Genomic DNA, 13,136 nt, shown 5'->3' with positions numbered 1-13,136 from the left:
GATGAAGAAGATTTTGATTGTATGCGGTAATGGCTTAGGCAGCAGCTTCATTGTTGAAATGAACGTCAAAAAAATCATTACTGAGTTAGGTAAAGAGGCGGAAGTCTCGCATACCGATCTCACTTCGGCAAAAAGCGAATCTGCAGATATTATTTTAAGCGCTAAAGATATCGCTGAGCACCTGACCGGGCACAGCGCTCAGGTTTTTGGTTTAAATAACCTGTTGGATAATAATAAAATTAAAGAAATTCTTGTGGCTAACCTTTAATTAATTCCTTGTGGCCCTACGGAGTCATTCTATGCTGCAGTTTATTATTCATGATGTGCTTGGCACACCAGCAATACTGGTCGGCCTTTTTTCTTTAATTGGTTTGCTATTACAGAAAAAGGCTATCTCTGATGTTATTTCCGGGACCCTGAAAACGATTATGGGTTTCGTCATATTAACATCAGGGGCGGCGATTATTGCCACGACGTTAACAACATTTAGCCAGCTGTTTGAACATTCATTCCATATTCAGGGCGTGGTGCCCAACACCGATGCGATGGCCGCGCTGGCGCAAAAAAACTACGGTACGGCGACAGCGATGATCATGGTGCTGGGGATGCTGTTTAACATCGTTCTGGCGCGCATTACTCCGCTGAAATATATCTTTTTGACCGGTCACCATACGCTGTATATGTCGGCAATGCTGGCAGTGATCCTGTCCGTTGGCGGCCTGACGCCTTTCTGGGTTGTTGCTCTCGGCGCGGCGATCCTCGGCGCGATGATGGTAGTTTCCCCGGCAATCCTGCAGCCCTTTACCCGTAAAATTACCGGCACTGACGATCTGGCTCTGGGACACTTTGGTTCCACCGGCTATCTGCTGTCGGCGCTGGTCGGTAAAGCGATAGGTAAAGGCAGTCCGTCGATTGAAGAATTGAAGGTACCGAAATCGCTGAACTTTCTGCGTGATTCATCGGTGGCCATCTCGCTGACTATGATGATTCTGTTCCTGATTCTGGTACTGGTGGCGGGGAAAAACTTTGTTGAAACCAGCATTAGCGGCGGTCAGAACTTCATTATCTTCGCCATTATTCAGTCGCTAACCTTTGCCGCAGGGGTATGGATCATTCTTGCCGGCGTACGCATGGTGATTGCCGAAATCGTCCCGGCCTTTAAAGGTATTGCCGATAAGCTGGTCAAAGACGCTAAACCGGCGCTTGATTGCCCAACGGTATTCCCGTTCGCGCCGAATGCGGTCATCGTCGGCTTCTTGTCGAGTTTTGCCGCTGGTCTGGTGAGCATGTTCCTGTGTCCACTGTTTGGCCTCAGCGTGATTGTTCCCGGCCTGGTTCCGCACTTCTTCTGCGGCGCAACCGCGGGCGTATACGGCAATATCTGCGGCGGCCGCCGTGGCGCCATTGTTGGCGCGTTTGCACAAGGCTTACTGATTTCTTTCTTGCCCGCCATTCTGCTGCCGCTGATGGGCGACCTGGGCTTTGCATCCACCACTTTCGGTGATGCGGACTTTGGCGTGGTTGGCATCGTGCTCGGACACGTTGTGGCCTGGTTTAATTAATTGATTTTTTTGGCGGAGGGATACGGCTGCTCAGTTTTCACCCTCGTTGATGTGCATCTGATGGTTAACCACCCGGAAGAGATTATTCCGCTGCGGCGTGGTACTGAGCCCGGCTACGCCTGGGATAATAGGATGACTCTCTTCGAGGGTGAGGTTAACGCATAAAATTTACAGCGTCCTCAATCGGCACGTCAATACGGGTTTAAGCAGAGGTCTATTTAACCGGTCCGGCTTTCTGTTTTCCCGCATTGCCGCAGTTGCGTTGGGGACGCTGTAACCTTTCTGTCTGCCAGGAGCAGTATGATGTTCGCAAGATGTGAACTTGCTAACGCTATTCGTACGCTGAGCATGAACGCAGTACAGCAAGCCAAAACCGTTCACCCGGGTGCCCCGATGGGTATGGCTGACATTGCCGAAGTCCTGTGGCGTGCTTTCCTGAATCGTAATCCGCAGAACCTGTCTAGGAGCGACCGCGATTGTTGGCATGACCAGCTTCGGTGAGTCTGCGCCGGCGGAGCCGCTGTTTGAAGAGTTTGGCTTCACCGTGCATGGCACCGTTGCCAAAGCGGCAGCGCTGGTATTAATTTGGCCGTTAATATATTTCACATATATGTAACGCTGTGATTAACAAAACAGTATCAGACAGACATTTGTGGCATGTTTCTTCACTCGGACAACAGAGAAGGAATAACTCCATGGCCACTGAATATGTTGACTACCTGATCCTCGGCGACGAGCATCACGGCGAAATCCACAGGGATATTAAAAGCCACTCTCTCCGGGTCCGTTCGAAATACGCAGCCGGTTCCGTCCGGGGAGACGCCTCTGCCGAGCAGCCAAAAATGGTGAACTACAACGTCCATGAATATCCGGCGCAGGATGGGCGATTTTATCTGGTGGCGACCAACTATCCGCTGGCCGATTTTGACGTTGAAGACGCGCTGGTTAAATCAAGAATTCATCCGTTGAGAAGCTAGAAACGCACTTCCCGAAGCGGTCGGGTAAGCACCATGCTACCCGACCTGTGAGGTGATTAACGACCCGCTTTCAGCTTCTGATAATACTCTTCATAAAGCGTACTGGCGCTGCCGACATCGTTCTGCCATTCGCCTTTCTGAATCGTTGCGGCGTCCGGGTAGAGCGATTTATCGTTGGCGACTTCCGGGCTTAGCATCTTCCGCGCGGCAAGGTTTGGCGTCGGGTAGCCGATGGTTTCCGCGACCTGTTTAGCCACTTCCGGGCGCAGCAGGAAGTTGATCAGCTTCAGCGCGCCATCGACGTTTTTGGCGTTTGCCGGAATCGACAGGCTATCCATCCAGAAGATGCCGCCTTCTTTCGGCCACACCACTTCCAGCGGCGTACCGGCCTGACGCGCAACCCACGCGGAGCCATTCCACACCATGCCGAGGTTGACCTCGCCTTCCATATACGGGTTCGCCGGGTTATCGGAGTTGAACGCCGCGACGTTCGGCATCAGTTTTTTCAGCTCGTTATAGGCCGCTTCAATCTCTTTCGGATCGGTGGTATTACCGGAGTAGCCCAGTTTACGCAGCGCGACCTGGAACACTTCGCGCGCGTCGTCGGTCAGCAGCAGGCTGCTCTTATACTCGGGTTTCCACAGATCCGCCCAGCTGGTGACGGTCTTCGGATCGATCTCTTCGCTATTCACCCCAATGGCCGTCGCGCCCCAGATGTACGGAATGGAGTAGTCGTTGTTGGGGTCGAACGGCTTGTTGAGCATTTCAGGGTCAAGATTGCTGAAGTTGCTCAGTTTGCTTTTGTCGATCTTCTGCAGCATGCCCTCTTTACGCATTTTGTCGACGAAGTAGGTAGAAGGCACGACCAGGTCGTAGGCGCCGTCTTTATAGGTTTTGAGCTTGGCGTACATGGTTTCGTTCGACTCGTAGGTCGAATAGATCACCTTGATACCGGTCTCTTTGGTGAACTGTTCCAGCAGCCCCGGCGGGACATACTCGGTCCAGTTGTAGAAATAGAGCGTTTTGCTATCGTCCGCGTGCGCGGCGCTCATACCGACTGCCAGAGCGCCCGCAGCGAGCAGGTGGCGTGACCATTTTTTCATTTTAACGTCCCCTGAGTTTTATCACGTGCAATTATCTGGCTGGCAATAACCATCACCAGCGACAGAACCAACAGAATGGTCGCCAGCGCATTAACCTCCGGCGATACCCCAACTTTAACCATCGAATAGATCTTCAGCGGCAGGATCTCATAACCCGGCCCGGTGACGAATGAAGAGACCACCACATCATCCATCGACAGGGTAAAGCTCAGCAGCCACCCTGCGGCCACCGCGGGCAGCGCCAGCGGCAAAATGATCTTTCGCAGAATGGTCAGTTCGCTGGCGCCGAGATCTTTCGCTGCTTCCAGCATCCGCACGTCAAAACCTTTCAGGCGCGAAAATACCGTGACCACCACGAAGGGCAGGCAAAAGGTGATGTGGGAAAACAGCAGCGACCAGAATCCCAGCTGAATACCGATCAGCATAAACAGCACCAGCAGCGAAATCGCCATCACGATATCCGGCGACATCATCACCACAAACAGCATCCCGCTGACGAACGGCTTGCCGCGAAAGCGATAGCGGTACAGCGCCACGGCGGTCAGCGAGCCGATAAGCGTAGCGAAGGTCGCCGAGAGCACCGCCATGGTCAGCGAGTGCTGCGCCGCCTGCAGCAGGCTGTCGTTGTTCATCAGCAGGCTATACCAGTTGGTGGTAAAACCCTGCCAGTTAATGCCAAAGCGTGAACTGTTAAACGAGTTAACGATCAGAATAATAATGGGAATATAGAGATACGCGTAAATAGCGGTCATAAAGCCGCCGCGCAGCAGTCGACCGATCATTCCAGCTCCACCTTTTTATTCAGTAAACGCGCCGCGCGCCAGTAAATCAGCAGCATCAGACCCATCACCAGCGTGAGCGTGATGCTGGTCGCCGCGCCAAACGGCCAGTCGCGGATGTTGAGGAACTGGCTCTTAATCACGTTACCAATCAGCAGGTTCTTCGCGCCGCCCATCAGGTCGGAAACGTAGAACAGCCCCATGGCCGGAAGCATCACTAGCAGGCAGCCGGCGATAATCCCCGGCATGGTCAGCGGAATGATGATACGGATAAAGGTTTGTAGCTTACCGGCGCCAAGGTCTTTTGCCGCTTCCAGCAGCGGGCGGTCGAGCTTCTCGATGCTCGAGTAGAGCGGCATCACCATAAACGGCAGCAGAATATAGACCAGGCCGATAATCACCGCCGAAGGGGTGTACATGATGCGCAGCGGCGTATCGATGATACCCAGCCACAGCAAAAATTCATTAAGGTAGCCCTTGGTGCTGAGGAAAATCTTCAGGCCGTAGATACGAATCAGCGAATTGGTCCAGAACGGCACGATCAGCAGAAACAGCATCAGCGGGCGCACCTTCTCCGGTAGCCTGGCCAGGAACCAGGCGAAAGGGTAGCCGAGCGCCAGGCAGGCCAGCGTCGCCAGCAGCGCCATATTCAACGAATGCAGCAGCACGTCGTAGTAGAGCGGGTCGAGCAGGCGCGCGTAGTTGTCCAGCGTAAAGACCAGCTTGACGAAGTTGGTATCGTCGCGGGTCAGAAAGCTGGTGGCGATGATCATCAGGTTGGGCAGAAAGACAAACAGCACAAGCCAGCCCACGATGGTGGCGATCGCCACATTCTGGAATTTACTGGTGTTCTTCATCGGCCAGCACAACCTCCCAGCTTTCTACCCAGTTAATGGCCATTTTCTGGTCGAGAGAGTGGTCAAAATCAGGATCGTCTTCATTAAAGAATTCGCTGACCATCACCATTTTACCGTTTTCCAGTTCAACCACCGATTCCAGCGTCATGCCTTTATAGTTGCGTTCGCGGATATAGCCTATCAGGCCATCGGCGTCATTACTGTCGTGGATCTCGTCCACGCGCAGGTCTTCCGGGCGCAGCAGAACGTTAAGCCGCTGGCCTTTTTCAACGGCGAAGTTGACGTAGATATTGCACTCGCGGCCTTCGACGCTGGCGCGCACCCGCCGATCGTCAATCCGTTCAATGACCGTGGCGCTGAAAATGTTGATTTCGCCGATAAAGCTGGCGACGAACAGGTTTTTCGGTTCTTCGTAGATTTCGCGCGGCGTACCGTCCTGCTCGATTTTACCCTCGCGCATCACCACGATACGGTCGGACATGGTCAGCGCTTCTTCCTGATCGTGGGTCACGAAGACGAAGGTGATGCCGAGCTTACGCTGCAGCGCCTTCAGTTCGTTCTGCATCTGCTTGCGCAGTTTATAATCAAGGGCGGAGAGGGATTCATCAAGCAGCAGCAGGCGCGGTTTATTTACCACCGCGCGGGCAATCGCCACGCGCTGCTGCTGGCCGCCGGACAGCTGATGCGGTTTACGTTGAGCAAACGCTTCAAGCTGCACCATGCGCAGGGCATCGTGGACGCGGGGAGCGATGTCCGCCGTCGGGGTTTTCTGCATACGCAGGCCGAAGGCGACGTTTTCAAACACCGTCATGTGCGGAAACAGCGCATAGCTTTGAAAGACGGTGTTCACATGGCGGTTTTCCGCCGGGATATGGGTGATATCGTGATCTTCGAGATGGATTTGGCCGCTATCGACGCTTTCCAGTCCGGCGATAAGACGAAGAACGGTTGTTTTACCGCAGCCAGAGGGGCCAAGCAGGGTGAGAAACTCACCGTTGTTGATGGTCAGATTGAGGTCGGAGATAACCGTTTTACCATCAAAGCTTTTGCGAATTCCCGCCAGCTGAACCAGCGGAGAACGCGAACGCGGTTGTGTATTCAATTTTCGACTCTGTCCCATGTAGACGCAGCGGAAAGCTTACCGATGCGGGGTTTGTGGTTAACCACCTTTGGTTTTGCACATATAATAATAAGGCCGAGCATTCTACGGCAAACGATTGTAATCGCCAATGATTGATGCGCCATGATGAACTACCTTTACAACATTATCGTGTGAAATGTATTAAATTCTCATTTGCCGGGCTAAAAATGACCTGACGCAATATTTGGTTTTTCCGGCTTATCAATAATGTTGTCACAAAAAAAGAGGGTGGCTACATGGATAAATTGCTTGAGCGTTTTTTGCAGTACGTTTCTTTAGACACGCAGTCGAAACCGGGCGTGCGTCAGGTACCGAGCACGGAAGGTCAGTGGAAGCTGCTACGTCTGCTTCAGGCGCAGCTGCAAGAAATGGGACTGGTGAATGTGACGCTGAGTGAGAAAGGGACGATCATGGGCACCCTGCCAGCTAACGTTGAGGGTGATATTCCGGCCATTGGCTTTATTTCTCATGTCGATACGTCGCCTGACTTCAGCGGCAAGCACGTGAATCCGCAGATCGTAGAAAACTATCGCGGCGGCGATATCGCGCTTGGTATTGGCGATGAGGTTCTCTCACCGGTGATGTTCCCGATACTGCACCAGCTGCTCGGGCAGACGCTGATCACCACCGATGGTAAAACGCTCCTCGGCGCCGATGATAAAGCCGGTATCGCAGAGATCATGACCGCGCTGGCGACGCTAAAGGCGAAGAATATTCCTCACGGCGATATTCGCGTGGCCTTTACCCCAGATGAAGAGGTGGGCAAAGGGGCGAAGCATTTCGATGTTGCCGCGTTTGACGCCTGCTGGGCCTATACCGTCGACGGTGGCGGCGTGGGTGAGCTGGAGTTCGAGAACTTTAACGCCGCGTCGGTGACGATTAAGATCGTTGGCAACAATGTTCATCCCGGTACGGCGAAAGGGGTGATGGTCAACGCGCTGTCGCTGGCGGCGCGCATTCATGCCGAAGTCCCAGCGGACGAAGCGCCGGAAACCACCGAAGGCTATGAGGGCTTCTACCATCTGGCCAGCATCAAAGGCACGGTCGATCGGGCCGATATGCACTACATCATCCGCGATTTTGACCGCAAGCAGTTTGAGGCCCGCAAGCGCAAAATGATGGAGATCGCCAAGAAGGTCGGCAAGGGGCTGCATCCGGATTGCTATATTGAGCTGGTCATCGAAGACAGCTATTACAATATGCATGAAAAGGTGATGGCGCACCCGCACGTGGTGGAGATTGCCCGTCAGGCGATGGTGGATTGCCAGATCGATCCGCAGATGAAGCCGATTCGCGGCGGTACCGACGGCGCGCAGCTCTCCTTCATGGGGCTGCCGTGTCCGAATCTGTTTACCGGCGGCTATAACTACCACGGCAAGCATGAGTTTGTGACGCTTGAAGGCATGGAGAAGGCGGTGCAGGTGATTGTACGTATTGCGGAGCTGACGGCGAAACGAGGCGCATGAAGGCTATAAGCTACGGGCCCGGTGAGGCGTCAGCCGTCACCGGGCAGTCGAAGACTCAGTCCTCAAAGAACCAGTAGCCGCTGTTGACCAGCGCGGCCAGCAGGGCGAGGAAGGAGGGATCTTCCAGCGCATCGCCGAGATGCTCAGCGTTTAGCGTCAGGTGGGTTGCCAGAGCATCCAGCGCCGGACGGTGCGGAGAGTTGATCTTCTCGCCGTTGACGAATACCTGGCCATCAATCCGCAGCACGCGCAGGCCCCCAAGACGCGTCAGCTTATCTCCCTGCTGCAGGGCATCGTAAATTTCATCCGGCTGATACGGTGGCTCCGGCGGCGCCACGTCCAGCTCGTGCCGGGACTGGGTGATAAACTCGCCGAACCACTGCTTAAAGTGCTCCGGCTGATTAATCAGCCCCAGCATCATATCGCGCAGGCGATCCAGCTCCGCGGGCAGAATATCCGCAGGGTGCTCGCGAGACGGTACGTCCGGGTCGGCATAACGCTGGCTGCCCAGTTCACGCTGCAAAATATAATCAGCAAAGCCGCTGAACAGCTCACGCGCGTTAGGCGCGCGATAGCCAACTGAATAGTTGAGCGAGTTTTCCAGCGAGTAGCCTTCGTGCGGGAACCCCGGCGGAATATACAGAATATCGCCCGGCTCCATCTCTTCATCAATGATGGCTTCAAACGGGTCGACCTGCAGCAGGTCCGGGTGCGGGCAGTGCTGTTTCATCGGCACTTTTTCACCCACGCGCCAGCGGCGGCGGCCGGTACCCTGAATGATAAACACATCGTACTGGTCGAGATGCGGACCGACGCCGCCGCCGGGGACGGAAAACGAGATCATCAGATCGTCGATGCGCCAGTCGGGCAGGGCGCGGAACGGACGCATGAGCGCCGCCGTTGGCTGATGCCAGTTATTGACTGCCTGTACCAGCAGCGACCAGTTATTCTCGCTCAGGTGATCGTAGCTCTCAAAGGGGCCGTGGCTGACCTGCCATTTACCGTCCTGATGACTGACCAGGCGACTGTCGACTTCGCTCTCCATCGCCAGTCCGGCCAGTTCGTCCGGGCTTAACGGATCGACGAAATTAGCAAAGCCCCGTTTCAGCACCACCGGGCGTTTTTGCCAGTAGCGTTCGATAAAGTCGGGCCAGTTAAGCGTTAATTGATAATCCATATTTATATTCCACAGCAGGTGTCTGTTAGGGATTATAACGGATGCGGCACCAGCATGATGCAGGCGCCGTTAAAAAACCGACGGTTTTAGCTCTCTTTATCTTCCAGGGCCTGACGACCAAAAATAACTTCCATGCAGGCGCCGCCGAGCAGGCTCTCTTCGGCGAGGATGCGGCCATCGTACTGGGCTACGATATCGCGGGCAACCGAGAGACCGACGCCCTGTCCGGGGCGCAGCGTATCTGCGCGCTGGCCGCGGTCGAACACCGCGCTGCGCATCGCGGCAGGGATCCCCGGGCCATCATCTTCAACCAGAATATGCAGATGGTTGTCGTTGGTCTGCCGGACGGAGACTTCCACAAACTCAAGGCAGTATTTACAGGCGTTATCGAGCACATTGCCCATAACCTCCATAAAATCATTCTTTTCACCGACAAAACTGATTTCCGGCGAGATATCCAGGGTAATGTTCACGCCTTTACGTTGATAGACCTTATTCAGCGCCGAGGTCAGGCTGTCGAGGAGCGGAGCGATGGGATGCAGCTCGCGACTGAGCAGCGAACCGCCGCTGCGCATGCTGGCGCGGTGCAGATAGTAGCCAATCTGCTGCGAGATGCGGCTAATCTGCTCCAGCATCACCGGCTCTGCTTCATTGACGCTCATTTTCTCACCGCGCATGGAACGCAGCGTGCTCTGCATCACCGCAAGCGGGGTTTTCAGACTGTGGGTGAGGTCGGTCAGCGTCGTGCGGTATTTATCATAGCGTTCGCGTTCGCTTTTCAGCAGGCGGTTGAGGTTGCTGACCAGCCGCGTCAGCTCGCGGGTGGTATTCGGATTGAGCATCTCGCGGTGATGCTCCTCCAGTTCGCGCACCTCTTTGGCCAGCGATTCGATAGGGCGCAAGCTCCACCATGCCGCGACCCACAGTAGCGGGATCACCAGCAGCAGGTTAGCCGCGAGGACATAGATAAACCAGCTCCACACCATGTAGGAGCGCTTAAGCTCTACCGGAATGGTGTCGACAACCACGATACTGAGCTGCGGCATGGTGCTGGTGGCCGGATAGATATTGATCGCCACCGAGTGGGTCATTTCGGAGCCATCGTCCTCTTGCCGAATGGCGTCCAGCTGTTGCTGAATCTCATGGTTGTTGTGCTGCAGCATACTGCTGCTGTCAACGTCGGCCTCAATTTCGTGAAAGCCGTTGTTTTTGAGCCAGTCCGGTTGAATACGTTTTACCAGCCAGGGTACGTCGCGCTGTGCCCACAGCAGCTGGCCGCGGGCGTCGTAAATGAGCGTCACCGTGGGGCTTTGCATATTCAGGTTTTCGGGGATATCAACATCGATGGTGTTGTTTTCCCATTTCGCCAGCATATAGAACAGATTGCTCTCGCCGCGCAGCAGGCGGAAGGTGGTTTTATCGAAACTGACGCTATACCCCACCAGCGCGACCATGCCATAGGAGAGTGACAACACCAGCACCACGGCGGCCGTCGCCAGCAGAAAGCGAACGCGTAACGACAGCGGCAGAATATGCCGCAGCACCCCTTTCATCCGCGCAGTTCGAACAGATAGCCCTGACCGCGCACGGTGGTAATCACATCCTGCGGATACTCAGCCTGTATTTTTTTGCGCAATCGTCCCATCAGCACATCGATGGTATGGCTTTCGCGCAGCTCGGCGTCGGGATAGAGCTGCAGCATCAGCGAATCTTTGCTGACCACTTTGCCCCGATTGCGGATCAGGGTTTCCATAATGGTGTATTCAAATGCCGTCAGCTTGATGGGCTGGTCGTTGACCGACAGCTCGCGACGCGACAGATCCACCTGGAAAGGCGGAATGGAGATAACCTGTGATGCCAGGCCGCTATTACGCCGCAGAAGCGCCTGCATGCGGGCGGCAACCTCTTCGATATGGAACGGCTTAGTGACGTAATCATCCGCTCCGGCGCTCAGGACCTCAACCTTATCCTGCCAGCCTTCGCGGGCGGTCAGCACCAGCACCGGTACCGACACGTCGTGGCTGCGCCAGCGACGAATCAGCGAAAGGCCGTCTTCATCCGGCAGGCCAAGATCGACGATGGCGATGTCCGGAACGTGCTCACCCAGATAGTAATCCGCTTCCTTTGCGTCTTCCGCCGCATCGACCTGATGTCCCAGCTCCTGCAGCTGAACTTTCAGGTGGTGGCGCAGCAGAGCGTTATCCTCAACCACGAGTACGCGCATGCCAGTTCTCCATTTTATTTATGATATTGAACAGTTTAGCGTTTATTATACACCTTTAATATAAACAGCTGTTAAATAAAGAATTTTATTCGATTTTTTGTACCTCGGTCTCTTGGGCGGTGAGGACGAGTCCATCTTCGGCCGCGGGCGACATCATCGGTATCGGGCGCAGCGTACGTTTATCGATCAGTACGGAATGGGGTTCCCCATGGGCAAACAGATGCAGCTCTCCCCACTGGCGTAGCGCAACGACAACGGGGAACAAACGCTCTCCTTTTGCCGTCAGTACGTATTCCTGATAAGCCGTGCCATCCGAGGCGGATTGCATAGTGAGAATACCTGAGTTTACCAATTTGTGCAGACGGTCAGAGAGAATATTACGCGCCATACCGAGGCTTCGCTGAAAATCGCTGAAGCGGCGTATGCCATCAAAGGCGTCGCGTACAATCAACAAGGACCAGCGATCGCCGATAATATCCACGCTTCGGGCGACGGGGCAGGTTTCGTTTTTCATTTTTTCACGCGCTGGCATGGGCTCTCCGAACGGCCTGGTAAGTAGTTGCATTTTAAAACTTGATGTTCTAGCCTTCAACTGGTTTTATTTTGAAACCAGGTAACCAAGGTGGGCATCATGAAAGCGACACTGATATCTCCAACGCTAAGCGATCCGCAAACGGTTATGCCTCGCAGCCTGGTCTGGCTGTTTGCTATCGCCAGCGGCCTGAGCGTGGCAAACGTGTATTACGCGCAACCGCTGCTCGACGCGCTAGCGCGAGATTTTGCGATCGGCGACGCCGCGATTGGCGGGGTGATTGCGGCGACCCAGATTGGCTGCGCAATGGCGTTGCTACTGCTGGTGCCGCTGGGCGACAGGGTGAATCGCCGCCGCCTGATGGCGACGCAGGTGATTTTACTGATCGCTGCCCTGGCAGCGGTGAGTATGGCTTCCACCGCCGTGATGCTATTGGGCTGTATGCTTGCCGTTGGCCTGCTGGGTACCGCGATGACCCAGGGGCTAATCGCGTATGCCGCCAGCGCCGCCGCGCCCCATGAACAGGGACGCGTGGTGGGCGCTGCGCAAAGCGGAGTATTTATCGGGCTGCTGCTGGCGCGGGTATTCTCCGGGTCGATTAGCGATCTCTTCGGCTGGCGCGGGGTGTACATCTTGGCCGCTTTACTGATGCTGGGCATTGCGCTTCCGCTGTGGCGTCGGCTGCCGGTATTGGCGGCTGCGCCGAACCCTCTGAGCTATCCGCGGCTGTTGATATCCATGCTGGCTCTGCTGCGCCAGGAAAAAGTGCTTCAGGTGCGCGGCGTGCTGGCATTACTGATGTTTGCCGCTTTCAATATCTTCTGGAGTGCGCTGGTTTTGCCATTAACCGCTCCGCCCTTTCGCTTTTCCCATACTGAGATTGGCGCCCTGGGCCTGGTCGGGGTCATCGGCGCTCTGGCAGCGGGTCGTGCCGGTAAATGGGCCGATCGCGGATATGGGCAGCGCACCAGCGCCGCGGCCCTGGTGATGTTGCTGATAGCCTGGTGGCCGCTGTCGCTGATGGCATGGTCGCCCGCGGCGCTGTTGGTCGGCATTGTACTACTGGATCTCGGCGGTCAGGCGCTGCATGTCACCAATCAAAGCATGATTTTCCGTACCCGTCCCGAAGCGCACAGCAGGCTGGTCGGTTTGTATATGCTGTTTTATGCGCTTGGCAGCGGTTTGGGCGCGGTGAGTACGACAGCGGTATATGCGCGCGCGGGATGGCAGGGCGTTTGCCTGCTGGGGGCTTCGGTCAGTCTGCTGGCGCTGCTGTTCTGGTTGATGACCCGGGGGATGACGACGAGCAGATGAGGGG

13 protein-coding genes and 1 pseudogene are annotated in these 13,136 nt (G+C 55.3%); 6 read left to right on the top strand and 8 right to left on the bottom strand.

The genetic code is table 11. The annotated features are described in order from the left end of the window. The first annotated feature begins 1 nt into the window (after position 1). From MKleb_RS16295 to MKleb_RS16280, 4 genes and pseudogenes are all read left to right on the top strand, one after another. On the top strand, positions 2 to 268 hold the full coding sequence (locus MKleb_RS16295; RefSeq protein WP_025106924.1) for a PTS sugar transporter subunit IIB: 267 nt from the start codon (positions 2 to 4) through the stop codon (positions 266 to 268). 31 nt (positions 269 to 299) lie between these two features. Next, positions 300 to 1,562, top strand: coding sequence for a PTS ascorbate transporter subunit IIC (locus MKleb_RS16290; protein ID WP_025106925.1), 1,263 nt, complete (start codon positions 300 to 302; stop codon positions 1,560 to 1,562). A 303-nt stretch (positions 1,563 to 1,865) separates the two neighbouring features. Next, positions 1,866 to 2,039: pseudogene (locus MKleb_RS16285) on the top strand (hypothetical protein); the annotation flags it as partial. A 218-nt stretch (positions 2,040 to 2,257) separates the two neighbouring features. Further along, complete coding sequence (locus MKleb_RS16280) at positions 2,258 to 2,539, top strand: hypothetical protein (RefSeq protein WP_025106927.1); 282 nt, start codon at positions 2,258 to 2,260, stop codon at positions 2,537 to 2,539. A 56-nt stretch (positions 2,540 to 2,595) separates the two neighbouring features. On the opposite strand, the gene potD is transcribed toward MKleb_RS16280, so the two are convergent. From potD to potA, 4 genes are read right to left on the bottom strand one after another with little or no spacing between them, the layout of a single operon-like run. Further along, positions 2,596 to 3,642: a spermidine/putrescine ABC transporter substrate-binding protein PotD gene (potD, locus tag MKleb_RS16275; protein WP_004849958.1), complete on the bottom strand. Its 1,047-nt coding sequence runs from the start codon at positions 3,640 to 3,642 to the stop codon at positions 2,596 to 2,598. Then, complete coding sequence (gene potC / locus MKleb_RS16270) at positions 3,639 to 4,424, bottom strand: spermidine/putrescine ABC transporter permease PotC (protein ID WP_004849960.1); 786 nt, start codon at positions 4,422 to 4,424, stop codon at positions 3,639 to 3,641. Before potC ends, potD begins: the two co-directional genes overlap by 4 nt. Then, the gene (gene potB, locus MKleb_RS16265; RefSeq protein WP_004849963.1) at positions 4,421 to 5,278 is read right to left on the bottom strand and encodes a spermidine/putrescine ABC transporter permease PotB; all 858 of its coding nucleotides are present in this window, start codon (positions 5,276 to 5,278) and stop codon (positions 4,421 to 4,423) included. The genes potC and potB overlap by 4 nt, the downstream gene beginning before the upstream one ends. Continuing rightward, positions 5,262 to 6,398: a spermidine/putrescine ABC transporter ATP-binding protein PotA gene (gene potA, locus MKleb_RS16260; protein ID WP_014228869.1), complete on the bottom strand. Its 1,137-nt coding sequence runs from the start codon at positions 6,396 to 6,398 to the stop codon at positions 5,262 to 5,264. Before potA ends, potB begins: the two co-directional genes overlap by 17 nt. A 257-nt stretch (positions 6,399 to 6,655) precedes the next feature. On the opposite strand from potA, the gene pepT reads away from it, so the two are divergent. Then, positions 6,656 to 7,885, top strand: a complete 1,230-nt coding sequence (gene pepT, locus MKleb_RS16255; RefSeq protein WP_025106928.1) for a peptidase T — start codon at positions 6,656 to 6,658, stop codon at positions 7,883 to 7,885. A 55-nt stretch (positions 7,886 to 7,940) separates the two neighbouring features. Here pepT and MKleb_RS16250 read toward each other — a convergent pair whose 3' ends face one another. From MKleb_RS16250 to MKleb_RS16235, 4 genes are all read right to left on the bottom strand, one after another. Beyond that, on the bottom strand, positions 7,941 to 9,062 hold the full coding sequence (locus MKleb_RS16250; RefSeq protein ID WP_025106929.1) for a ribosomal protein uL16 3-hydroxylase: 1,122 nt from the start codon (positions 9,060 to 9,062) through the stop codon (positions 7,941 to 7,943). An 86-nt stretch (positions 9,063 to 9,148) separates the two neighbouring features. Then, positions 9,149 to 10,615 (bottom strand): two-component system sensor histidine kinase PhoQ, encoded by a 1,467-nt coding sequence (gene phoQ, locus MKleb_RS16245; protein ID WP_004849971.1) that lies wholly within the window; start codon positions 10,613 to 10,615, stop codon positions 9,149 to 9,151. Next, positions 10,612 to 11,286 carry a two-component system response regulator PhoP gene (gene phoP, locus MKleb_RS16240; RefSeq protein WP_004101181.1) on the bottom strand — a complete coding sequence of 225 codons (675 nt, stop codon included), beginning with the start codon at positions 11,284 to 11,286 and terminating at the stop codon, positions 10,612 to 10,614. Before phoP ends, phoQ begins: the two co-directional genes overlap by 4 nt. Before the next feature lie 85 nt (positions 11,287 to 11,371). Continuing rightward, entirely contained in the window at positions 11,372 to 11,818 is a 447-nt protein-coding gene (locus tag MKleb_RS16235) for a winged helix-turn-helix transcriptional regulator (RefSeq protein ID WP_009653498.1), read from the bottom strand. A gap of 99 nt (positions 11,819 to 11,917) precedes the next feature. On the opposite strand from MKleb_RS16235, the gene MKleb_RS16230 reads away from it, so the two are divergent. Next, positions 11,918 to 13,132 (top strand): MFS transporter, encoded by a 1,215-nt coding sequence (locus MKleb_RS16230; protein ID WP_025106931.1) that lies wholly within the window; start codon positions 11,918 to 11,920, stop codon positions 13,130 to 13,132. The last annotated feature ends 4 nt before the right edge of the window (positions 13,133 to 13,136 follow it).

The sequence above is a fragment of the Klebsiella sp. PL-2018 genome (assembly GCF_019048985.1).
Classification (GTDB): Bacteria; Pseudomonadota; Gammaproteobacteria; order Enterobacterales; family Enterobacteriaceae; genus Klebsiella; species Klebsiella michiganensis.
This window is presented reverse-complemented; position numbering and strand designations above follow the sequence as displayed.

What these genes read in the sequence shown, in the direction of transcription:
- MKleb_RS16295 (WP_025106924.1), top strand. Translation starts at nt 2, where the DNA reads ATGAAGAAGATTTTGATTGTATGCGGTAATGGCTTAGGCAGCAGCTTC.
- MKleb_RS16290 (WP_025106925.1), top strand. Translation starts at nt 300, where the DNA reads ATGCTGCAGTTTATTATTCATGATGTGCTTGGCACACCAGCAATACTG.
- MKleb_RS16280 (WP_025106927.1), top strand. Translation starts at nt 2,258, where the DNA reads ATGGCCACTGAATATGTTGACTACCTGATCCTCGGCGACGAGCATCAC.
- potD (WP_004849958.1), bottom strand. Translation starts at nt 3,642, where the DNA reads ATGAAAAAATGGTCACGCCACCTGCTCGCTGCGGGCGCTCTGGCAGTC.
- potC (WP_004849960.1), bottom strand. Translation starts at nt 4,424, where the DNA reads ATGATCGGTCGACTGCTGCGCGGCGGCTTTATGACCGCTATTTACGCG.
- potB (WP_004849963.1), bottom strand. Translation starts at nt 5,278, where the DNA reads ATGAAGAACACCAGTAAATTCCAGAATGTGGCGATCGCCACCATCGTG.
- potA (WP_014228869.1), bottom strand. Translation starts at nt 6,398, where the DNA reads ATGGGACAGAGTCGAAAATTGAATACACAACCGCGTTCGCGTTCTCCG.
- pepT (WP_025106928.1), top strand. Translation starts at nt 6,656, where the DNA reads ATGGATAAATTGCTTGAGCGTTTTTTGCAGTACGTTTCTTTAGACACG.
- MKleb_RS16250 (WP_025106929.1), bottom strand. Translation starts at nt 9,062, where the DNA reads ATGGATTATCAATTAACGCTTAACTGGCCCGACTTTATCGAACGCTAC.
- phoQ (WP_004849971.1), bottom strand. Translation starts at nt 10,615, where the DNA reads ATGAAAGGGGTGCTGCGGCATATTCTGCCGCTGTCGTTACGCGTTCGC.
- phoP (WP_004101181.1), bottom strand. Translation starts at nt 11,286, where the DNA reads ATGCGCGTACTCGTGGTTGAGGATAACGCTCTGCTGCGCCACCACCTG.
- MKleb_RS16235 (WP_009653498.1), bottom strand. Translation starts at nt 11,818, where the DNA reads ATGCCAGCGCGTGAAAAAATGAAAAACGAAACCTGCCCCGTCGCCCGA.
- MKleb_RS16230 (WP_025106931.1), top strand. Translation starts at nt 11,918, where the DNA reads ATGAAAGCGACACTGATATCTCCAACGCTAAGCGATCCGCAAACGGTT.